The sequence below is a fragment of the Cellvibrio sp. ATLC23 genome, assembly GCF_057196725.1.
Map to the genome: position 1 here is coordinate 468,557 of NZ_JBXUOS010000001.1, position 22,430 is coordinate 490,986.

Here is a 22,430-nt window from a genome sequence, read left to right on the forward strand (position 1 = left end):
GTAGCGGTAAAAGGCGATTTTAATGAGTTGATTTGCTGAGGTGGCGCATGAATAGGTCGCGATTAAGAATAGCTCCTTTATGTTGAATCACCAGTGCAGATATTTTTGCTGCAAAACGAATGGCATTTTCGGGGTTTAGCCCGCGTGCGCGCGCCGCTAGATAGCTGCCATTAAAAGAATCACCTGCTGCAGTTGTATCTATAACCTGAGTGACGGGCTCAATAGCGACTTCCAATTGTTCTTGGTTTGACTGATAAATAATAGGAGCAGGGCCATCTTTAATAATAATTTCATCAATATCATAAGCACTTAAAAATTTGCTAACCGCGATTGCGGAGTTTAGCTGATAAAGATTGGTGAAATCCTCCAAGCTCGGTAAAACCAAATTGCTTGCATGAAAAGCGAGTTCGTATTGGGCTTTACAAGCCTCGACGGAAGACCATAGTTTTGCGCGATAGTTGGGGTCAAAAATAACTTGTGTGCCCTGTTGTTTTAATCGATGGATAAAATCCCAAAAGAGGTCGCGGTTGTCTTTTTCTAATATGGCCAAAGAAATGCCGGAAAAAAACACTTGATCGGGAGCTGTGAAAGTCGCAGCGGAAAATTGCGCATGATGCAAATGCATGACTTGTTTTGCTGCTGAGTCATTGCGCCAATATTGAAAGCTGCGCTCGCCACTGGGGGTATTGTTGATCATATAGAGCCCCAAGGTTTTACTCAGGTGCTTATAGATCAACGAGGTATCTATATCTTCTTGCTGCAAACTAGAGATTAGTTCAGCGCTGGCGGCATCCACACCGACCGCGCTCATAAACGACACTTGTATCGCTTCGGGTGCGCAGCGTTTTAAATATACCGCCAAACTGTGTACATCTCCGGCAAATGATTGTTGCCATAAGCCCGGGCTAGCGGGGCTTAGTTCGAGCATACTTTCGCCAATAATCACAATTCGTTTCATCGCATATTCGCTTATTTCGGGCACTGTTAAGGGGCTGCTTTCTATTCTATAGATGTACCGGCTTTATGTAAAATGTTGACAAAGTTTAGGTGGCGCATGTTGGAAAGAATCGCAGTGTCCAGACGATGCTTACCCGTTTTATGAACAATGATCTACTCTTGTGTATAAGATGACATTGCAGGTTAACAGCGAATTCAGCGGGAGAGGGATTGTGTGCTTACATCTGCGCCATATAATCGGAATTCTATTCTTTTCGGGAGTGGGGGTCTCTTGCGGCTGCTTTGGCATGCAGGTTGTCAATTATCGTGTCCCCAGCACCCCTATAGATCAATACGAAAACTATACGATTGAGCTACTGACCTTGGCTCTTGAAAAAACTCGCGCTCGCTATGGTGACTATGAGCTTCAGCCTTTGCCTAAGGGGTTTAATAGGCTTAGAGCCAAACAAGCGATTGCAAGTAATGAATACCCTAACTTGGTTATTGAAGATAGTTATGATGGAGTCGAACGATCTGCTATTGCTTACATAGAGTTTCCCATCGATTTAGGAGTTTTGAGTTATAGGGTATGTTTTGTCAATCCGGGTGTGGCCCAAGCAGTAGCAGCAGCGAAGGCTTCTGATGAGCTCAAGCAGTACCGTATTTTGCAGGGTATTAATTGGACTGATACAAAAATTTTGCATGCCAACGGATTTAAAACACTAGAGGTGCCTGCTTACAAAAGCTCATTTCGTATGGTTGCCTCTGGCCGGGCGGATTTATTTTGTTTGGGGGCTAGCCAGATTATGAATGAGTATCTGCATAACAATTCAGGTTTGCATCTGACTATTGATGACAGTTTCTATTTTTATTATAAGTTGCCACGATTTTTTTTCGTTAGCGTGCAGAATAAGATATTAAAAGCCAGAATTGAACAGGGGTTGCTGGCTGCCTATAAGGATAAAAGTTTGCAGGCGCTTTGGGATAAAAAGTTCCTAACCAGCTTGAAGTTTATACAACTGAGTAAGCGAAGAATGTTTTTGCTCAACAATCCGTTAAATGCAAAGTTAAATTCTGCCTACGAACACTACTTTGCACCACTGCCAGAAATTGCCAAGACAATTGATGTTTCCGTAAAAAATAATCAGTAAAAATAAAAAAGCCATACTCGGGTGAGTATGGCAAACGGCACGACAAAGAATGTTTAGTGGGTAAAGTTTCGGCTGTAGTGAAATGCTCTTAATGCCGCTGAGCTTATGTGGCCGCCATCATCCGCAAAGGTCACCTCAATCTGATTGTTAGCTTTGAGGATTGAATAGGGCACAGGGATTTCAATTACGCCAAAAAAGTTTTCCCGCCCTTTGCCTTGGTGGTATTGATCATAGCCGCGATAATCTTTTGGTACAGTTACTTCGGTGCCATTAATGGTCACTTTAGGCTGCAAGGATTTTCCGTGATCCCTACCTATGCCCAAGCGTAACGTAGCCTCTCCAAATGCTGCTGGAGTGATGCCGTTTATCGCAAAGTTAAGGGGACTATTGGTTTTAATTGCCTGCAAATAATTTGTTGCATATGTTTTCTGTTCAACTTTAGTTTGATCGATTACTACTGCACTTTCATAGTTCATGGTAATGATCATGGTGCCACTACCTCCAATGCTTAACGAATCTGGAAACTTGTCGCTAACCGTTTCGCTTAAGACCGGCGCGTTTTGGCTATCCAGATGTAAGTGTTTAATCGTCGCATTGGCAAAGGCAGGATTATTTAATGAATAATCATTCAGTGTGAATTCTTGCGCGTTAAATTCCAAATTGTTAATGATGAGATACACCCGCTTATTGTCGGCATAAGCATTGACGACCAGATCGGGATCGCTAGAGGTAATATCAATACGTGTTCCTTTTACGTCTGACCACAATTGATAAAACTTGATCATGTCAGTGAAAACCCATTCGTCACCAGTTTCGCCGGGTGCCTCTTTGCGTTGACGCATAAGGCGGTCATTGTAGGGTATGCCATTAACGCGGCCCCACTCGGCTTTTATCGGCAGAAACGGAATCGTTTTAGCAATATTGTTGGGGCGTTCAAGAAAACTCATCAATAGACCGTTAAATGCAATCAGGCGTAATCCGTCGCGCTGTGGGGTCCAGGGATCAGAAAACATGGAGTGAATGCTGGCGCCATATTCCGATATCACTAAGGGCTTGATCTTGCCAAATTTAATCGTGTCATATTGCTCGAGCAGATCGAGGGTTGCCTCGACGTTGCTGCCGCGACGATATTTCTCGCGATTATTGTGCGCCGGAAAGTCATAGAGATGGATTGAGTAAAAGTCCATATTGGCACCGGCCAGATCAATAAAAACTTTGTCGCGGTTTAGCCATTGTTGAAAGTCATTTTTATCGTAATCGGGAAAGGCCACTGTGTAGCCGCCAATTAAAACATCGCTATTGGTCTTTCGAATTTCTGCCGCCACTGTGTTGTGAAACTGGAATACTTTTTCTACTGGCACTGGTGATGCACTAGCATCCACCAGGTCGTAAAGAGGTTCATTCATAACCTCAACATAGAGCGGCTTAGGTTGACCATATAAATCGCCTGCGCCTTTATTAAAGTATTTCGCGAGATACTGCCCCATGTAGTGGCCAGTGGCAGTTCCAAAAGGTTCACTTGGGGTATCGGTCTGTGAGAGTGCCCAGCCTTTGCGGGTAGTTTTGCCATCTGGCCAGAAGGGGTGTTGCTGTGCCCCTATAATCATATCCGTTAGCCGGTTTTCAAACTGACGAATTTTGGTGCTGTTGGCATTGTTGCTATACACCCAGCGTGCGTCGCCACCTTTGGTTTGTGCGTGACTCTCGCTGACAAAACCCGGGCGAGCGGGGTCTTGATTGAGTTCACCAAGTTGCCAGGTAATGCCTCCGGTATCGCGGCCGAAATACACGTCATAGCCGTCCATGACTTCGGTAATCAGGTCAGGTGAGGCGTTGGGGGCTCCCAAACTTTGGGCGTTTGAACCAAACCAATCGGCTTCGGTATTGGACGAGTGAATGGTGATGAATTTGCGTCGGTCAAAGCTGTCGATACCGCCAACAATATGTTTGATGTCTCTATTGAAACTGATTTTTGGTCTGCTGTCAGTTGAAGCGACTGAGCTGTTCGGTGTGCTCGACAGGCTAGTGCTGCTACTTGCGACTAGACTGCTAACGGCGGTGGACGATTGTGTGGGGCTGACACTGGCTTTGCTTGATGCTGGGGGAGTTGATGTTCCGCCACCGCCACCGCCACAGCCGCCCAAAATAAGGGTATAGGTTGCGATGCTAATTAGTTGAGTGAGTTTCATATCACACCTGCAATGGTTATGTTTATTTGGCCAACTGATTGGCTGCAACGCGAAGGTTAGCAGTAGATTTCCAATATGTATATATTTAATTGTTAACAAAAATGGCGCGTGTTACACTTGAATCAGGGTTTCTATTTAAGTGGTGTGTGTTCTGCAGATCTGCCCTGGATGCGCCAGAGTAATTGCAGTTGTTCTATTGAAAGGTGGCGATAGCCTTGCAATAGGCTTGGTTTTGTCGGTATTGATGGGCTGGGCGATCAGTTCAAATAATAACTATTGAGTGGTAATTAGATATGCAGAGAGCAAATAGAAACGCATTTTTCTTTTCCTTTATTGTGGCTCTGGGTGGATTTGTATTTGGCCTGGATATAGCCCTGATCTCCGGCACCATTAAATACATTATTGCTGAATTTAGTTTAACGGCCTTTCAAGTGGGTGCCATTGTCGGTGGTGCTACGGGGTTGGGGTCAATTGTTGCGTTGCTATGCGCGGGTTATTTTTGTGAGCGCTTTGGGCGGAAAAACACCTTATTAGTCATTGCTGCGTTGTATTTAATTTCCGCGTTGGGGTCGGCATTTGCCGTTAGTTTTGAGACGCTTTTTGCTGCGCGCTTTTTGGGCGGTTTAGCTTTTGCGTCGCTCACGCTGGCATCAATGTACATTGGTGAGATTGCCCCGCCAGACTTGCGCGGTAAGTTGGTGGGACTGAATCAAATGAATATTGTGGTGGGGATTTTTATCGCGCAGCTATTAAATTTCTACATAGTGACGGTAATTAGCACGCAGCCCGCTTGGGCAAATTGGATTGGTTTGACCGAGTTGACCAGTTGGCGTTGGATGTTGGGCTTGGAGATTTTGCCGGCGTTAATCTGGTTTTTACTGCTCTTTTTTATTCCGGAAAGCCCGCGCTGGCTGGTGATGAATGGTAAGAAGCATAACGCGGAAGAGGTAATTGCCAAAATTGCACCTGCTGAGATGGTTGCTCAGCAGTTCAAACAAATTTGTGACAACTTAAAAGGTGCTGAGCATTCGCTGAGTGTAAGTGAGCAGTTGGGGTTATTGTTTAAATCCAGGTTGTGTATCGCGCTATTCATTGGCGCTGGTGCGGCCATGTTGCAATCTTTGTGCGGTATGAATGCTGTTTTAGGTTATATGCCATTTATTTTTTCGCAGGTAGGCGGTGGCGATGCAAGCGCCTTTCAGCAAACCGTTTGGGTTGGTGCTATAGGGTTATTTTTTACCTTCCTGGCGCTGGTGATGATTGATCGCATGGGGCGCCGTCCTATTTTGCTCTGGGGTTCGGTCTGGGCTGCTGTGAGCATGGGTGTGGTGACTTATTGTTTTGCGGGAGCGACTTATATGTTGAGCGCAGAATCTGTCGCAGCCTTCGCTGATCGGATTGATACGTCACTATTGGCCCCTATGCTTGGGGTTGAGTACGCCAGTGATCTGGAATTTAAACGGGCATTGGTGACTCATTTGGGATCGGCAGCGCTGGGTTCACTGCAGGTTGATTTGCTCAATACTGCTGCGCATATGCAGGGCGTGTTGGTGTTTATTGGATTAATTAGTTTTGTGGCGGCATTTAACTTTTCCTTAGGCCCAGTCATGTGGATTTTGTTTTCCGAAATATTTCCTACGCGCATCAGGGGTGTTGCCATTCCTGCTTGTGCGCTGGTCTGTACACTCTTTGGTGGCGTATTGGTGCCTACATTGTTCCCGTGGCAGATAGAGGTTCAGGGTGTTGCGGTCACATTTTTGATCTATACCTGCTTTTGCGTGTTGGGTGCTATTTTTGTTCTAAAAATGGTGCCGGAAACCAAAGGGAAAAGTTTGGAGGAAATCGAGAGTCAACTTGTCGCCGTCAAATAAAACTCTGGTTATTGATCGCCGCTGTTTTATCTCTTCTGTTTAGTCTCTTATCGCTCGCCAGATGTAGGCAAAAAGTGCCGCCATCTGGCCGTATTGGTAAGTATTCCCTCGCGCTTTAGTACTTTTTTATCGTTATTGCATTTCCGTATCCCACTTTTGAAATTATCAGACTTTTCTCCTTTACAAGTGCTTATCCTGAGTGTAGATTGTTAACAATAAACAAATGCGTCGGGATAGGTCTATGCTAAATACAATTTCTTGCGTGAGTCACAACGAACTCTCTGCAACACATATCAAAGCCGTCAAAGTTGAATACTACCAAGTGCCATTGGCCGAGGTGTTATCCGATGCAAAACATGGCGATCACACCTGTTTTGAATTGCTGGTGTGCCGCATTTATTGTCAGGATGGCACCGAAGGTGTTGGTTACACCTATACCGGCGGCAAGGGCGGACGCGCCATTTACTCACTTTTGGATGATGAACTAAAGCCAATGCTGATTGGTCGTGATGCATCGGATATTCATGCAATTTGGGAAGATTTGGGTTGGCACCTGCACTATGTGGGTCGCGGCGGTTTGGTTAGTTTCGCTATTTCTGCGGTCGATATCGCCCTGTGGGATATTCGCTGCAAACGCCTGAATTTGCCTTTGTGGAAATTGGCGGGCGCTGCCAGTAACAAAACCCGTTGTTATGCGGGTGGTATTGATTTGAATTTCAGCGAACAAAAACTATTGAAGAATATCGATAGTTATTTGGATCGCGGTTTTAACGCGGTAAAAATTAAAGTCGGTAAAGACAATTACAAAGAAGATGTTGCGCGCGTTGCTGCGGTGCGCGAATTAATTGGTAAACACACCACCTTTATGGTCGATGCCAATTACTCAATGACCGTTGAAAAAGCTATTCGTTTTGGCCGGGCGATAGAGCAGTACGATATCACCTGGTTTGAAGAGCCAACCATTCCCGATGACTATGAAGGTTATGCCCGCATTGCGGACAGCATTAACATCGCCTTGGCGATGGGTGAAAACCTACACACTATCCATGAATTCACCTATGCCATCAGACAAGCAAAATTAGGTTTCTTGCAGCCAGATGCATCCAATATCGGTGGTATCACCGGTTGGTTAAAAGTCGCTGAGCTTGCGTATGCGCACAACTTGCCTGTTTGCAGTCACGGCATGCATGAGTTGCATGTATCGCTGATGTCTTCCCAGCCGCACGCGGGTTACCTCGAAGTTCACTCCTTTCCTATAGATGCTTACACCACGCGCCCAATTGTGATCGCCGATGGTCTTGCGGTTGCTTCCGATGAGCCGGGAACCGGTGTGACATTTGATGAAAAATTATTACGTCCACATTTAATCAAACAATCCTGAGGGGATCGAAATTATGTTAGCTGCTCAATATGTTGGTAATAAAGGCTTTCAGGTTGTTGAAGGTCAAATGGTTGCTCCTGCTGCGGATGAAGTGCGTTTGCAAGTAGGGTTTGTAGGTATCTGTGGAACGGATATGCACATCTATCACGGTGTTATGGATCAGCGCGTTGCACCGCCGCAAATTATCGGCCATGAAATGTCGGGCACCATTGTTGAGATGGGAGCCAATGTAAAAGGTTTTGCCATTGGTGATCGCGTTGTTGTGCGCCCGCTCGATTATTGTGGCGAGTGTCCTGCGTGTGCTGCAGGCCACAGCCATGTGTGCCACAAATTAAAATTTATGGGTATCGATAGCCCGGGCGCTTTCCAAAATTCATGGACTGTAAAGGCGCGCACTTTGCACAAACTGCCTGAGAATATTGACTTAAAACAAGGTGCGCTGATTGAGCCACTGTCGGTAGCGGTGCACGATATTTCCCGTGCGCGTTTAACGGCTGGTGAAAAAGCGGTTGTGATTGGTGGCGGCCCCATTGGTCAGTTGGTTGCATTGGTAGCAAAAAGTGTTGGCGCTGAGGTCATGATTTCGGAAGTGAATCAGGTGCGCAATGAATTTGCCCAGAAAAATGGTATTAAAACCGTTAATCCGCTTGAGCAAGATTTAGATGCAGCTGTCAAAGAGTGGACCAACGGCAAGGGCGCAGATGTTGTGTTTGAAGTGTCTGGTGTGAAAGCGGCGATTGAAGCTATGACCAAGATTGCCTCGGTGCGCGGTCGTATTTGTATGGTGGCGATTCACTCACAAAAGCCTGAAGTGGATTTGTTCCAATTCTTCTGGAAAGAGCTGGAGTTAGTGGGCGCGCGCGTTTACGAAGCGGCTGACTTTGATATGGCCATTGAATTGGTTGCATCCGGTAAAGTCAAACTGGAGCCATTCATTAGTTCGGTATCTAGCTTGAACAACATTGGCAGCGCTTTTGCGAGCATGGATAACAATCCTGCTGGTATGAAAGCCCTTGTGTCTTGCGCGGAGTAATCACGATTATGTTGGAACAATTTAGCTTAAACGGTAAAGTCGCTTTGGTCACTGGCTGCAAGCGCGGCATTGGTAAAGCAATGGCGGTGGCCTTGGCAGAAGCGGGTGCAGATATTATTGGTGTATCGGCATCACTGGAGTTGCAAGGCTCAGAGATTGAAAAAGCGGTAACCGCTACCGGAAAAAAATTCAGTGCTTATCAATGTGATTTTGCTAATCGCGACAGTCTTTATGCCTTTATTGAAAAAGTAAAAGCAGAGCATCCAGTGATTGATATTCTGGTCAATAACGCCGGTACAATTTTGCGTGCACCTGCGGCCGAACACAGCGATGAGTATTGGGATCAGGTGATCAATGTAAATCTGAACTCGCAATTTATTTTGAGCCGTGAAATTGGTAAAACTATGCTTGCGCGCAAAAGCGGAAAAGTTATTTTCACCGCTTCATTGTTAACCTATCAGGGTGGTGTGACTGTGCCTGGCTATGCGGCAAGTAAAGGTGCTTTAGGCCAGTTGGTGATGGCGCTGTCAAATGAGTGGGCATCGCAGGGGATTAATGTGAATGCCATTGCGCCCGGTTATATCTCTACCGATAACACTGAAGCTTTGCGTAATGACAAAGAGCGTTCTGCGTCTATTCTTAGTCGTATTCCGCAGGGCCGCTGGGGCACACCGGAAGATTTTAAAGGGCCGGTGGTGTTTTTGGCATCTAGCGCTTCTAACTATATGAATGGCAGCACCGTGTTGGTTGACGGCGGCTGGATGGGGAGATAAGCACCATGAAAAATGATCTCAATTTTATTAATGGCCAATATGTGCCATCAAAAGCCACTGGGCATATTGCTGTTTACAGCCCAAGTACGGGTGCTGAAATTGGCCGCATTCCCGAAGGATGTAAAGAAGATGCACAGGATGCATTAGAAGCGGCACAGGCAGCACAAAAGCCTTGGGCTGCCCTTACGGCGCGTGCGCGTGCAACATTGCTGCGTAAATTCGCTCAGGCCATTCGCAATGAAACTGAATTGCTTGCCACTATGTTGGTGCAAGAGCAGGGCAAGTTGCTCGATGTGGCGCGCGGTGAAGTAACTGCAACGGCCACGTTTATCGAATACGCCTGCGACAATGCACTCACGATAGAAGGCGATATTTTACCTTCCGATAAACCCAATGAAAAAATCTACATCCACAAAGTGCCGCGCGGCGTAGTGGTAGCGATTACTGCCTGGAATTTTCCACTGGCATTGGCAGGCCGCAAAATTGGCCCTGCGTTAATAACAGGCAACACCATTGTTATTAAGCCGACTCAGGAAACGCCTTTAACAACATTGGAGCTGGGTCGTATTGCCAATGATGTCGGCATTCCTGCTGGTGTATTAAATATTGTGAATGGCTCTGGTTCGGTAGTAGGGCAGCACCTATGTGAAAGCCCCATCACCCGTTTAATTACCATGACTGGTAGTACTCGTGCCGGACAAATCATTTACAAGGCCAGTGCGCAGCATTTAACTCCTGTCATGTTGGAGTTGGGCGGAAAAGCCCCCTTTATCGTGATGGAAGATGCAGATCTGGAATTGGCCGCTGAAGAGGCGCTCTGGGCGCGTTTTGCCAACTGCGGACAAGTTTGTACCTGTGCCGAGCGTCTCTATGTGCATGAAAAGGTATACGACGCGTTTGTCGCCAAGTTTGTACCTAAGGTAAAGGCCTTGGTGGTGGGAGACCCAATGAATCCTGCAACGCAAATGGGCCCCAAGGTTAATCGCCGTGAAATCGAGCAGATTGATGGTTTGGTAAAACAGGGTTTGGCGCAGGGGGCGGAATTAGCCTGTGGCGGTAAACCTGCGGTAGTGCCTGGTTTTGAGCAGGGCAATTGGTATGAGCCGACAGTCCTGGTGAATGTGAAACAAGATAATATTTTGGTTCATGAAGAAACCTTTGGTCCCATATTGCCAATTGTGAAAATCAGCAGTATCGATGAGGCCATTGCTTACACCAATGACAGTGAATACGGTCTGTCGGCCTATTTATTTACCCAGAGCCTGAACTACATCCATCGCTCTATTGCGGAAATGGAAGTGGGAGAGGTCTATGTAAACCGCGGTCTTGGCGAGCAGCATCAGGGTTTTCATAATGGTTGGAAGATGAGCGGCGCCGGCGGTGAAGACGGTAAGTATGGTTTGGAACAATATTTGGAAAAGAAAACTGTTTATTTAAGTGAAAAATATTAGTCGTTAATCCGCCGTTTTATCATTGCCGGGCTCAGTGGGTAGATGTGCTTTTTGGAAACAAATAGTCACATCTACCCATTGTTATATGCAGAGATTATTGTCTAATGTCTGCAAATAGCTTAGCCTTATATCACTCTCCAATAAGGCTATTTGCGAAAAGGTCATCCAGATCATGAAAGAAACAAAAAAAATCATTCCGGTTCGGGATCAAATTGCTGATCAAATCAGATCAGACATTATTGCGGGCGATATGCCGCCCAATGCCAAATTAAATGAAGTGGCATTGGCTGAGCGCTTTGGTGTCTCACGCGGCCCGGTTCGCGATGTATTACTGCAACTCACCAAAGAAGGCTTGTTGGTCGCTAAAAATAATTGTGGCGTTTCGGTGAATAGTGTTCTGTCACCAGAGCTGCAGGAGTTGATGATCGACATCCGCACCAAGATTGAGCTTCATGCAGTAAAAAGCTTGAAAGGCAAGTTGCAGGAGGCAGATTTTGCCGAAATTGATGCAATTCTTGATCGCCTCCAAGATGCATTTGATAACGAAGATTACACAGAGGTGACAAAGGCTGACATGGACTTTCATCGCTATCTGGTTATGAAAGCGGGTGGGGAAGAGCTGGTTAACTTATGGCAACCGATCATTTTGCGCATGCGTATGAATTACAAGCGTATTTCCAAGCCGGTGGATTGTGTTAACGAGCATAGAGCGATAAGTGATGCACTGCGCAAAGACAATATTCGCGAAGCCACTGCCGCGCTTAAAGCGAATATTCGGTAAAGTTAGTAATTTTTGGTTGGTTTGATTGATGATTAACCTGAGCTTGAGTTGCCTTTCACCTGATGATATTGGTTGGCAGTTTTAGTTCAGGTTTTTTATTGCTGTAAATTGTACTAGCTCAGACCCGATCTGACAGTTACCGGTTTTTACGAGTGTCTGTCAGTTTAGATTTGAGCTAAATTTTTTTTCAGCCCAAACCTTCTTACCATCCAGCAAAGCTTCCAAGGGTATGCGACCGCAGCAAACCTTGCCTTGATGAGTTCGTTCATTGTTGTAGTATTTCATCCATTCGTCCAGATCCTTTTGCAACTCCTCCAGCGCTGCATAAAGTTTTTTGCGGAACGTTACGTGATAAAACTCTTGCGGTATCGTTTTATGGAATCATTCACAGATGCCGTTGGTTTGCGGCGATTGGATTAAAATTGGGCTAAGCACCAAATACTATTCGCCGCGTAGTTTTGATGTCCCAGCGAGCCTACGAGCGACTTGATGCGTTTGTTAGTTGTATGGCCACACCCAAAGCATATAGATACTTAGCGACAATACCGCCCAAAAAATACCGAATGCAGCAGCGATAAAGCCTGACTTACCTGCGACTTTAACACTCCAAAAAGACTTAGCAAGGCCTCCTGTACACATTAGAAGTAAACCTGCCTCCAACCAGCGATACCAAAATATCAGGACCGAAACAAAAATAAACAAAAGAACAATTACGAGTGCCCCCACCTTAGTAAAGGTCCATGGAGGGGTAAGATATTTACGCTCAATATCGATGAATCTTTCAACGACAGGGCTTACTTCCTTAGGCTTAGGAAACCAAAACCAGCTAGTAGTAAGACCAATGATGCCTGCAGCTAAAACATACCAATCATTGAGCCAAGCACCATAAAATAATACGAAGCCAAATACAGGTCTTATATACCAGCTCCATATGTTTTTATGCCTTTCCCACAATACGTCTACCATACTCAATCCATGCTGCTAACGCCAAGCTGTAGAGCACACGAAGTGTGCGGTGCTGGAGCGCCTGTTATGGCTGCGACGGTTTGAGCTGTAAGAAACTGCGTTTTTACAAAACCAACCGAAACTACCGGTTAACATTACTGATGCGAATGCTCGCAACTATTTCTCTTAATGGCAAGCCACAATGCGAGGTGCATGCAGGAATGTACTTTCTGCAAGTTGATTTATGGTCCAAAGCATGAAATATTTTCTGCAATATGCTCACCTTTAGACAGCAACACCTTTTCAACAATGCCAGTGGTTTCGGCATATGCACGAATAATACCTTCGGGTGGCTCAAACCAGCCTACAACGGTTTCTTTGCGCGCATAGTGGCTGAACAAAAGCCAAACAAAAACAGCAAATACCCACAGCAATAAAGCGCTGAGTATGTGCGTATGGGATAGTTGAGGTAGCAAAACAACATCTCCAAGCACTCTTTGCTTGCGATAGTCTATTGCTTGTTGACGAAAAAGCTGTTTGCTCATTCCTTTAACACGCTTGAATTATTTATATTTATTTACATGGGCAGGATAATTTCTGAAATTCTATATGTCAATGGTATAATGTTGACAAAATTGGTTGGGTTTTACAGGTTCGATCTTTTATTAGACTTATTATTTTTAAATTAATTTTGGCGCTATAGAGGGGCGGAGCGTAAGGGCTAAAAAGTGGACGGCCCTCAAGATTAAATCTTGAGGGCCGCACTTCATTTATTGGATGGGCGGAATTTTGCTGCGGCGTGTATAGAGCGATTTATTCACCCGCTTGGCTGCATCCACCATGGGTTGATAGGGGATGTCGGTATTACTTACCCAGCCTACATTGTAATTTTCACCATCGTAGGCGCGGCCGGTGACTGGGTCATCAATATATTGGAACCAATGCGCGCCCACCATGTAAGGGTTGTCGATTACGCTATTCATGTAGTTTTCATACATTTTTGCGCGGTCGGTTTGGTTGGCGGCAATGACTAAACCGGGGTGATAGAAATCTGTATCCGACGTTGAGCCTATGTGGTATTCACCGATGATGGTGGGAAAATCCAAATCTTTTAAAAATTCCCAAGTGTCAGGGTGCATGCCTTCGCGATAATTATTAAAGCTCAATACATCGCTGTATTTTTTTGCAGCGGCGACCACTTCAGTCGGCATACCCCATTCGGCGGCGATTCTTACACCCATGTACATATGGTTGGGCAGGGCGCGTTTTAGTTCGCTGCTGACAATGCGGAAATAGGTTTCTGCGTAATCGGCGTAGAGCATAGAAAAATCTGCGCGAGAAGCATCATTCAACTTGTCCATAGTGATGCCAGTTGCAAAACTTGACCATGAGTCAATCTTCGTTCCCCAGGCTTGGTTAAGCGTCGCTATATCGCCGTATTTTTTAGTGAGCAATTGGGTAAATTGTTTCTTTGCAGGGCTTTCATCGGCAGTTCTGCTGAGTGCGTAATAGACAGCGCCGAAGTGAGCGCGGTCATTTTTCATCGAGCCCCAACCTTTTTCATTATCGACAAATACGCCGACACACCAGGGCGTATTTTTTACTTCGCGAGCAATTTGTTTAATAGTCAAATGCGCGCGACGTTTAAATTCCGGGTCGTAAACATCGGGTAGCGGCGACCAATAGTCTTGCCCGGAATAGATCACTTTAAAGTCGCCAATAATCCAACCGTTGGCAAAAAATGGCATGCGCTGGTTGTCGTAAAACATGGGATCAATCCAATTGCCAAATGAGGTAAAGCCCCAGTCGACCATACGATCCAGAGTCACATCGCGCCAGATTTTTATGTAGGAATTGGGTGAACTTTGGCCGTAGCGGCGTTCCAGATTGGCTTTGTAAAAGCTGTAGACTTCGCCCTGTTCGAGTACGCCTTGGTGCACTGTGCGACGGTAGCCATAGTGTTCGCCCAGCTCGTGATCGTAAGGAGGCAACCATTCAAACATTTCTCGGCGCAAAGGCGACGCGAGAAAGCGCGAATTCAAGGATTTTTTACCGACAGGAATAATATCGCGCGAGTCTTCCGGGGTTAATTCTTCCGGATCTATTTTGCGCACGCTGGCATCGTTGAAATCATAACCGGTGATGGTTTCCAAATTGGCCATACGTACATTGGCGATAGCGCTGGAAAAAAACAAATAGCCTTCCGGGTCTACCATCCACCAGCGGCCATCTACTTTTGCGGTGCGGAAATAACCTGTGCCTTCCAATTTAGGGCCTTTGCTCCAGCCACCAAAACGCGATCTGTCTTCCGGTTGTTTGGCATTGGCCAAACTGGCTAACTCGGCATCTGCCGCTGCTTTTAATTGTTTTTCTGAATGAATTTTAGTGGGGTAATTTTTTTTGGCGGCTTGACCAAATTTATCGACTATCCCTACCAGATATTCAGGATCTTGGGCTGGATTAACACGCAGCTCTAGGTTGTCCACAATTAAGGTATTGGTTTCAAATTGGGCGTAAGCTTTGAAAATAATTTTAGTCACTTTAGTGAAATCAAAATCGCGATCGCCTGAGCGCCACGCCAATTTCTCTTCGCTGGTTTGCCATGCTGGTGGAGTTTCACGCATGCCGGTTTGCGCATTGGCAACACGCCCGGTTAAGAGTGCATAAAAACGGGCAGATTGCCCCGCATTAATCACTGCGCTGCGCTCTTGTTTGCGGCCGTTTGCATCTATTAATGTCAACCAAAATTGAAACGATTGACTGCCGGGATTGGTAACGTCTAGTGCTAGATTCAAATCACCTACGTAATCCCAATTCCAATAACCTTGAGCGGGAGTAGGCAGCTCAATTGTAGATTCTTCGCGGGGCTCGAATACCAGTTTTAGTGCTTTGCCATATTTTTTCTCTTGTCCCTCTATCAAGCTTGCCTTGACGTTATTTTCCACAGCTTTATTCAGCGAAAAACTATCAAAGTTTTCGACGCTGCCAATTGGGGAATCTTGATTGGCGGCGCAGCTGAGTGACAACCCCGCCAGAGTGCCAGCAAGTATCTGCTTGATTAGACGTAGTTGATTTTTTTTCATTTTTATCTCCTCTTTTGGGTTGGTAGTGGCTCGCGTGATCTTTCAGAAAGTTGAATTCTTCTTAGCTAATGGTAATTATGTCAACAATTTACAATGTAAGGTTTTGTAAGTTGCGTTAATTTATGGACAACCTAAAGAACTCTTGATTATTTAAGATTGTATACAATATTATGTTAATTGTATGCAATATGAGGCGTAATGATGGCGTTGATAGATACGGAATTGGCTTTTTCGGTGCTCCTGGGGCGGGAGCAGGGGCTGGTAGAGCAAATATTGGCAGATATCGCCCTGGGAACTTTTGTAAGTGGTAATCGCTTGGTTACGGCTCAATTGGCCGAGCGCTATGGAACCGGCGTAAACCCTGTGCGCGAGGCCCTTAAGCAGCTAGAAGGTGAGGGGTTTGTAACTTCGCAAAAAAATAGTGGTGCGCGCGTGGCAAGTTTTGAATACACCAGCATGCGTGATCTATTTGAGATTCTGCAATTGCTTGAACCGTATTTTATGGCTTGGTTTGTGGATCATTACAGCGATGAAAATGTGGCACAGCTAGATCAATTATTGCAGCAAATGCGTGGTTTAACGGCTAATGACCGGGTGGGATTTTTGCATTTAGACAATTTGTTTCATTGGGAAATGTATCGCCATCACTACAACAAAAGTGCACTAAAGATTTGGAAAACAAAACGACTAATGCTGCTTGCGATGCATGGAAATTTAGCGGTCAGTCGTACGCGTATTGAGCATTCAATTGGTGAGCATCAGCAGATAATTGACGCACTGCGCGCGGGCAAGGGTGCGCAATCACTGCAGGCATTAGCGCTGCATTTATCTTCCAGTGAAGATTACTGGTCAAAATTAATTCGTTAATACAGAGCAAAGAATGAACATAGTGGATATTAAAACCTATGCTTTTTGGCTGGGGTTTCGCAACGTCTGTTTGGTTAAAGTGGAGACCGATGAGGGTATCTATGGCTGGGGCGAGTCAGGCTTATCAGGGCGTGAAAAAGCGGTAATAGGCGCTATTGAACATTTTAAACAATTTCTGATTGGTCGCTCGGCATTGGATATAGGTGCACTGTGGCAAGAGTTGTATCGGAGTCATTATTTTGAAGGTGGGCGAGTATTGGCTGCTGCAATTTCTGCTCTGGATATTGCTCTGCACGATGCCTGCGGAAAACATTTGAAGGTGCCTGTATATCAGTTGCTGGGTGGCAAGCAGCGCAACAGCATTCCGCTGTTTGTTACTTCTGCCTTGGATTTTGGCCCCGCTTTTGTTGACCATCTACTGCAATTACAAAGCGATGGTTGGCAAACCATTCGAGCGACTACCGGTGAGCATGGTGTAAGCCATAGGTCGACTGTATTTGACGTGCGTAAATCGATTGCCAAATCTTCTCACTGGCTCACGCAGGCACGCGAAGCTTTGGGAAGTGAAATAATGTTAGGGGTGGATTATCACCACCGTTTGAGCGTGGCCGAAGCGGCTTCTTTTTGTCAGCGGATGCCAGCAGGCACTTTGGATTTTATTGAAGAACCTATTCGCGATGAATCCCCTGCGGCCTATCAAGCGTTGCGCACTATGGTAGATATACCCTTCGCTATTGGTGAAGAGTTCACCAGCAAGTGGGATTTTTCTCGCTATTTGGCGCCGCTGTTAACCCAGTTTGCTCGCGTAGATATTTGTAATGCGGGTGGTTTTACTGAGGCGATGAAAATTGCTGCGTTATGTGAAGCAAAATATGTGGACATGATGCCACACAATCCACTTAGCCCTATTTGTACGGCTGCCTCCATTCATTATTGTGCAGCTATTTCCAATCTCGCGAGTTTGGAATTGTCGCCTTACGACGGGGATATGTCTGAATTCGATCGCATTTTTACTCATCGCCCGCTCGTGCAAGCTAATGGTTTCAGTATCCCCACTGACCCGGGATTAGGTGTGGATGTTAATGAGCAATTAATTAAAAATCTTTCCTTCAAATATTGGGAGCCACCGCGACTTATAAAACCGGACGGCTCCTATACCAATTGGTGAATAAAATAATGAAAAAAAATGCACCTGCAAGTAAAAGTGGAATTTTGATTCTGCTGTTTTTGACAGTCGTTATAAATTACATGGACAGAACCAATATATCGGTTGCTGCCAATGCTATTGCGCAAGATCTTGAATTAACTAAAGTGCAAATGGGAATTATCTTCTCGGCATTTGGTTGGACTTATTCAATTATGCAAATTCCTGGTGGATTATTGGTTGATGCGCTGCGCATTAGAATTTTATATCCCATTATTTTGGTTGCTTGGTCATTAGCGACTTTAGTTCAAGGTGTTGTAAGTAGTTTTGCCGCTTTGGTGGGGTGCCGTATGGCGATTGGTTTATTTGAGTCGCCATCCTATCCCGCCAATAACAAAATTGTGACGCAATGGTTCGCAGAGCAAGAGCGTGCTGGAGCTATTGCTGTTTATACCTCAGGCCAATTTATTGGGTTGGCATTTCTAATGCCTGTTTTAGCATTCATTCAAGAGTTATTTGGCTGGCGCGGGTTGTTTATTATTTCAGGCTTAATCGGAATTGTTTGGGCACTGGTATGGCACTACTTTTATCGTGACAAAATAATTCAGTCTACCGCTTCGGTCATATCATCACCGGCTACATCAAAAAAAGAACCCATCGAAATACCTTGGAGCAATATCAAATTAGCTTTCTCCAATCGTAAACTTTGGGGCATTTATATTGGTCAGTTTTGTTTGGGTGGTACCTTAATTTTTTTTCTAACCTGGTTTCCTACCTATTTAGCCGAATATCGTGGCTTGAGTGATTTAAAAACCGGAATTTACGCGTCTATTCCGTTTTTGTTTGCTTTTTTCGGCGTTCTGTTTGCTGGGTTTTTGTCAGACTATTTGGTGCGGCGTGGTGTTTCTACTGAGGTTTCAAGAAAGGCGCCTATTATTCTTGGCTTTATATTATCTGCCAGTGTCGTTGGTGCAAATTATGTCGACAGTATTGCCTGGGCAACTTTTTTCCTGTCAATCGCTTTTTTTGGTAATGGATTAACGTCTATAGCCTGGGTTTTTGTATCACTGCTTGCCCCGCAAAAAATGGTGGGATTGGTCGGCGGATGTTTCAATTTTATTGGTGGACTTTCAGCCGTTATGGTGCCGATTGCAATTGGCTATTTGGTACAAGATGGTGACTTTAAGCCTGCGCTATTATTGATTACCGGTTTGGCATTGGCAGGCTTATTTTCCTATGTTTTTTTGGTGGGAAAAATTGCTCCCATTACAGCCGTTAATCTGGAGAAATAAATTGAGCATTACATTTTTTGGTGAGCTTATGTTGCGTTTAACCCCAGCGCAACCACAGCAGCGGCTCATTGTGGCACAGCAATTGTCGGTAGATTTTGCAGGGGCTGAAGCGAATGTTGCGGCCGCATTGGCTCGGTTAGGTGTGGCGACGGATTTCATTACGAAATTGCCAGACAACCTAATTGCGGAACAGGCTATTGCCAGTCTCCATCGCTGCGGTATAGCTACGAATAATGTCTTGTTCGGTGGAGAGCGCATGGGTACTTATTTTATCGAATTAGGTGCTTCGCTTCGTCCAACGCGAGTGGTTTATGACCGAAAATACTCCGCTATTTCAACCATCGTTGAAAATGAATTTAATTGGAATGAAATATTGCAGGGTAAACAGCGATTGCATTTGAGTGGCATAACGCCAGCACTTTCAGAGCAGTGTGCACTAGAAACAATCAAAGCTGCAAAAATTGCACATGGCATGGGGGTCAGAGTAAGTTTTGATCTCAATTTCAGGCGCAGTCTTTGGCCAGAACCGGCATTTGCCAAGCACTATTTTAAACAAATTATGCAGTATTGCGATTTGGTATTTGCCAATGCAGGTGTTATCAGTGATGTATTTGGATATCAATTTTTTAATTCTGATGCACTTGCAGAAGTTCAGGCTGTGGCTGAATTTTTAGGTGATGAGTTTAATGTAGATGCCGCCGTTACTAGCCGTATTCATCACAGCGCTTCAGTTAATTCGCTCACTTCACTGTTAAGGAAAAATGCCGACTCGTTTAAGAGTACCGAGTTGCGGGTAGATATCCTTGATCGATTAGGTACAGGGGATGCATTCGCCGCAGGAGTTTTATACGGCTATCAGCAAGCCTGGTCAGCGCAACAAACTATTGATTTTGCCAATGCCGCCTTTGCGCTGGCGCACAATTGTTATGGCGATCAGGCTTGGATGAGCGAGACAGAAATTAATGAGGTGGCGCGGGGTAATACTGCTGGTTATGTGGTGCGTTAATTCGTGTTTTGTTGAGCGCAAGTAATAGATGCAGCCAAAGTTTAAGGCTGCTGGATTAATAGTGGAATACATCGATGAAGTTTGAACGAGTCAACAAGTTGCTTGCCGAAAAGCTAATTGTCATTTTACGAGTAAAACACTCAGAAGATATTATTCCCATTGTGCAATGTTTGGCGGCTGCGGGAATAAAGGTATTAGAGGTGACTGCCAATACGCCCAACTTTTGTGCGGCGATTAGTCGTATTCGTGGCGAGTTTCCTGAGGTTTTGGTAGGGGCGGGTACTATTACCAATGTGTCGCTTGCGCAGCAAGCGATGGCGGCAGGCGCCCAATTTTTAGTGACGCCGAATACCAGTTCCGCGGTTGTAAAGGTTGCTCATGAGCAAGAAGTTCCAGTTGTGATGGGAGCATTCACACCAACGGAAATTGTGGCTGCAATTGAGGCGCAAGCTGATATTGTAAAATTATTCCCGGCTGAGCCAATGGGCCCTGATTATTTAAAATCTCTGGCTTTTGGACCATTTAACAACACAATTTTTTTTCCGGTCGGTGGTATTAATGAACTCAATGTCGAACGCTGGGCGAATTCAGGTGCTAAAGGAATCGGTGTGGGTGGGAGTTTGGCTGCGCCGGTGCGTACACCAGAAGAAGCGCAGCGCTTGGTTGAGCGGTTAAAAATACTAATAGAAAAAGTTGCAACATTATTTTAATGACAGGCTCATTAAGGTGTCGTGGGCGGTAATAAACAAAGTTTTTTCATCGCTGGAAAGTGTGCAATTGGCGGTGAGTTTTTCAGTGTAAATTTTAGCGAGCACTTCACCCGCCGGAGAAAAGACCCACACACCACCGGGGCCTGTCGCAAATAAAACGCCGGATGAATGTGTCGCCATTCCATCAGGTACACCTTGGTGTTCGATGTTATTTTTAAATTTGGTCGCATCATAAAAAACACGTTTATTCGATGTGTTTCCTTGCTCATCAAGGTCATAGGCCAACCAATGGGGATGTTCTGGATCTGACACGCCGATGTATAGCGTTTTCTGATCTATTGAGAGGCCTATACCGTTAGGGGACTTTACTTGATCATCCAGCAGTACGCTTTCCCCTGAGGGTGTTACTTTATAAATACCTTGAAATGCAATGGCTCTACGCTTGTCAGTCATGCCACCTGCCAAGCCGTAGGGAGGGTCAGTAAAGTATAAATTTCCGCTGCGACTGAGCACGGCATCGTTAGGGCTGTTGAGTCTTTTTCCTTTGAACTCGCTGGCAACATTTTTGTATTGTGGCGCAGGGCGGTTTAACGGGGCGTTCATAAGTGCAATGCGTCGGTCGCCTTGCTGCAACAAAATCAATTCATTGTTGTTATTGAGTAATAATCCATTGGAACCACCGTTATCATCATCGGGAAAGAGTGCAGTTGCACCAGCGGGCTCTAAATAAAGGCGAGTTCCTATGCCGGGTTGATATTGCATAATGCGGTTGTTGGGAATATCTGAGAATAGCAATGCTTGCAATTCATCAACCCATAACGGCCCTTCAGTCCAGCGAAATCCATCGGCACGAATAAAGATTTTTTTCGTTGGGTCGATCAGCTGCAAAGCACGAGGATCAATAATCTCAATGGATCCTATCGCTTGGTTGAGTTCTGGCGCTAAGTGGCCTTCACTTTTATCCCATTTGTTTGTCGTGCAAGCAGCAATAGTGCAGGTCATCAAGAAAAGTATTGCAATTACATTAAGCTGTTTCATGTGTTGATCCTTGCAGGCGATTGTTTTTAAAATCAATTAGACGTTGTAATTGCTGTAAGGATTGGATAATAAATTTTATGGGAGCCAAAAAATGTTGCTCTTGTAACCGGTTTATTTCCACTTCACTTAAACTATTCAATCTATCGGTGTTGATGGTATAGATACCTTCGTAACTAAAACTTGATCCGTCATTAAGCGCGATGTTAATGCGCGCCGATTCCAGCAACTGATGGTTTAATAGCTGTGCAATAAATACTTTTGTCATGGTTTCACTGGGTGTTAATTGACTCAGTAATTCATTGATGGAATTTAAATAAGCGGTGGGTGTTCCGTTGCTATTAAAAAGCGACTCTCCTTGTGTGTGGCTAATACGTTTGCTCTGATTGTTGATGCTAATAAAACCACTGTCGTGTTCTGTGTTGGGTGCTTGGGTATTCTCAGTAGCATGGCGACGCCCAACAATAAATGGCTGACGTTGGATATGGAGCGGAATATAATTGGCGTTCCATTGGTGTTGATCTAAATAAAGATTCTCTTCAGGCGCAAAACCTAATAGGGCATATAGATTAAACTGACCTGTGTCTGGGTCTTTCATAAAACATATCGGGTATTCATGGGCTAATTTTTTTAGCTCATGGATCAATACCGGAACGTTATTAATATTTTCACCGTATTCTGCACCATGCTCAGTAATCACTTTCAGTTGCGTGTGTATTTGGTGATTCAGTATTTCAATAGAAGTGCTCATATGTTCTCGCTATCGTAATTGGATAATAAAG

General features: G+C 45.1%; 19 protein-coding genes and 1 pseudogene. 12 read left to right on the top strand and 8 right to left on the bottom strand.

Translation table 11 applies throughout. From position 1 onward, the window contains the following. Positions 1 to 19 precede the first annotated feature (19 nt). Entirely contained in the window at positions 20 to 958 is a 939-nt protein-coding gene (locus tag AC2CG4_RS01855) for a sugar kinase (protein WP_484484634.1), read from the bottom strand. A 286-nt stretch (positions 959 to 1,244) separates the two neighbouring features. Between AC2CG4_RS01855 and AC2CG4_RS01860 the strand changes: the two genes are divergently transcribed. Next, positions 1,245 to 2,087: a type 2 periplasmic-binding domain-containing protein gene (locus AC2CG4_RS01860; protein ID WP_151030845.1), complete on the top strand. Its 843-nt coding sequence runs from the start codon at positions 1,245 to 1,247 to the stop codon at positions 2,085 to 2,087. 53 nt (positions 2,088 to 2,140) lie between these two features. Here the strand turns inward: AC2CG4_RS01860 and AC2CG4_RS01865 are convergent, their stop codons facing one another. Next, positions 2,141 to 4,276: a cellulase family glycosylhydrolase gene (locus AC2CG4_RS01865; RefSeq protein ID WP_151030846.1), complete on the bottom strand. Its 2,136-nt coding sequence runs from the start codon at positions 4,274 to 4,276 to the stop codon at positions 2,141 to 2,143. A 293-nt stretch (positions 4,277 to 4,569) separates the two neighbouring features. Between AC2CG4_RS01865 and AC2CG4_RS01870 the strand changes: the two genes are divergently transcribed. The 6 genes from AC2CG4_RS01870 to AC2CG4_RS01895 all read left to right on the top strand — a co-directional run bounded on the left by AC2CG4_RS01870 (position 4,570) and on the right by AC2CG4_RS01895 (position 11,566). Continuing rightward, entirely contained in the window at positions 4,570 to 6,147 is a 1,578-nt protein-coding gene (locus AC2CG4_RS01870; RefSeq protein ID WP_484484635.1) for an MFS transporter, read from the top strand. Positions 6,148 to 6,388: 241 nt separating this feature from the next. Further along, positions 6,389 to 7,528 carry a mandelate racemase/muconate lactonizing enzyme family protein gene (locus tag AC2CG4_RS01875; protein WP_062064960.1) on the top strand — a complete coding sequence of 380 codons (1,140 nt, stop codon included), beginning with the start codon at positions 6,389 to 6,391 and terminating at the stop codon, positions 7,526 to 7,528. 13 nt (positions 7,529 to 7,541) lie between these two features. Beyond that, complete coding sequence (locus tag AC2CG4_RS01880; protein WP_151057322.1) at positions 7,542 to 8,561, top strand: zinc-dependent alcohol dehydrogenase; 1,020 nt, start codon at positions 7,542 to 7,544, stop codon at positions 8,559 to 8,561. A gap of 8 nt (positions 8,562 to 8,569) precedes the next feature. Then, positions 8,570 to 9,334, top strand: a complete 765-nt coding sequence (locus AC2CG4_RS01885; protein WP_484484636.1) for an SDR family oxidoreductase — start codon at positions 8,570 to 8,572, stop codon at positions 9,332 to 9,334. A gap of 5 nt (positions 9,335 to 9,339) precedes the next feature. After that, positions 9,340 to 10,785, top strand: coding sequence for an aldehyde dehydrogenase (aldA, locus tag AC2CG4_RS01890; protein WP_484484637.1), 1,446 nt, complete (start codon positions 9,340 to 9,342; stop codon positions 10,783 to 10,785). Positions 10,786 to 10,957: 172 nt separating this feature from the next. Continuing rightward, positions 10,958 to 11,566 (top strand): GntR family transcriptional regulator, encoded by a 609-nt coding sequence (locus AC2CG4_RS01895; protein ID WP_484484638.1) that lies wholly within the window; start codon positions 10,958 to 10,960, stop codon positions 11,564 to 11,566. 164 nt (positions 11,567 to 11,730) lie between these two features. Here the strand turns inward: AC2CG4_RS01895 and AC2CG4_RS01900 are convergent. The 4 genes and pseudogenes from AC2CG4_RS01900 to AC2CG4_RS01915 all read right to left on the bottom strand — a co-directional run. Then, a pseudogene (locus tag AC2CG4_RS01900) lies at positions 11,731 to 11,977 on the bottom strand (integrase core domain-containing protein); the annotation flags it as partial. Between the two features lie 87 nt (positions 11,978 to 12,064). Beyond that, entirely contained in the window at positions 12,065 to 12,532 is a 468-nt protein-coding gene (locus AC2CG4_RS01905) for a hypothetical protein (protein ID WP_484484639.1), read from the bottom strand. A 221-nt stretch (positions 12,533 to 12,753) separates the two neighbouring features. Further along, positions 12,754 to 13,056 (bottom strand): hypothetical protein, encoded by a 303-nt coding sequence (locus AC2CG4_RS01910; RefSeq protein ID WP_484484640.1) that lies wholly within the window; start codon positions 13,054 to 13,056, stop codon positions 12,754 to 12,756. Positions 13,057 to 13,281: 225 nt separating this feature from the next. Continuing rightward, the gene (locus AC2CG4_RS01915) at positions 13,282 to 15,594 is read right to left on the bottom strand and encodes a beta-galactosidase (protein ID WP_484484641.1); all 2,313 of its coding nucleotides are present in this window, start codon (positions 15,592 to 15,594) and stop codon (positions 13,282 to 13,284) included. 201 nt (positions 15,595 to 15,795) lie between these two features. On the opposite strand from AC2CG4_RS01915, the gene AC2CG4_RS01920 reads away from it, so the two are divergent. The 5 genes from AC2CG4_RS01920 to AC2CG4_RS01940 all read left to right on the top strand — a co-directional run bounded on the left by AC2CG4_RS01920 (position 15,796) and on the right by AC2CG4_RS01940 (position 20,613). After that, a complete protein-coding gene (locus tag AC2CG4_RS01920) occupies positions 15,796 to 16,461 on the top strand; it encodes a GntR family transcriptional regulator (RefSeq protein WP_484484642.1) in 666 nt (221 codons plus the stop codon). Positions 16,462 to 16,474: 13 nt separating this feature from the next. Further along, complete coding sequence (locus AC2CG4_RS01925; RefSeq protein WP_484484643.1) at positions 16,475 to 17,629, top strand: mandelate racemase/muconate lactonizing enzyme family protein; 1,155 nt, start codon at positions 16,475 to 16,477, stop codon at positions 17,627 to 17,629. Positions 17,630 to 17,637: 8 nt separating this feature from the next. Next, the gene (locus AC2CG4_RS01930) at positions 17,638 to 18,897 is read left to right on the top strand and encodes an MFS transporter (protein WP_484484644.1); all 1,260 of its coding nucleotides are present in this window, start codon (positions 17,638 to 17,640) and stop codon (positions 18,895 to 18,897) included. Beyond that, positions 18,842 to 19,903 (top strand): sugar kinase, encoded by a 1,062-nt coding sequence (locus AC2CG4_RS01935; RefSeq protein ID WP_225318343.1) that lies wholly within the window; start codon positions 18,842 to 18,844, stop codon positions 19,901 to 19,903. The genes AC2CG4_RS01930 and AC2CG4_RS01935 overlap by 56 nt, the downstream gene beginning before the upstream one ends. Before the next feature lie 74 nt (positions 19,904 to 19,977). Then, positions 19,978 to 20,613 (top strand): bifunctional 4-hydroxy-2-oxoglutarate aldolase/2-dehydro-3-deoxy-phosphogluconate aldolase, encoded by a 636-nt coding sequence (locus AC2CG4_RS01940; RefSeq protein ID WP_484484645.1) that lies wholly within the window; start codon positions 19,978 to 19,980, stop codon positions 20,611 to 20,613. Here the strand turns inward: AC2CG4_RS01940 and AC2CG4_RS01945 are convergent. Both AC2CG4_RS01945 and AC2CG4_RS01950 read right to left on the bottom strand, forming a co-directional pair. Next, on the bottom strand, positions 20,605 to 21,651 hold the full coding sequence (locus AC2CG4_RS01945; protein WP_484484646.1) for an SMP-30/gluconolactonase/LRE family protein: 1,047 nt from the start codon (positions 21,649 to 21,651) through the stop codon (positions 20,605 to 20,607). The genes AC2CG4_RS01940 and AC2CG4_RS01945 overlap by 9 nt on opposite strands. Next, a complete protein-coding gene (locus AC2CG4_RS01950) occupies positions 21,638 to 22,399 on the bottom strand; it encodes a SapC family protein (RefSeq protein ID WP_484484647.1) in 762 nt (253 codons plus the stop codon). Before AC2CG4_RS01950 ends, AC2CG4_RS01945 begins: the two co-directional genes overlap by 14 nt. Positions 22,400 to 22,430 lie beyond the last annotated feature (31 nt).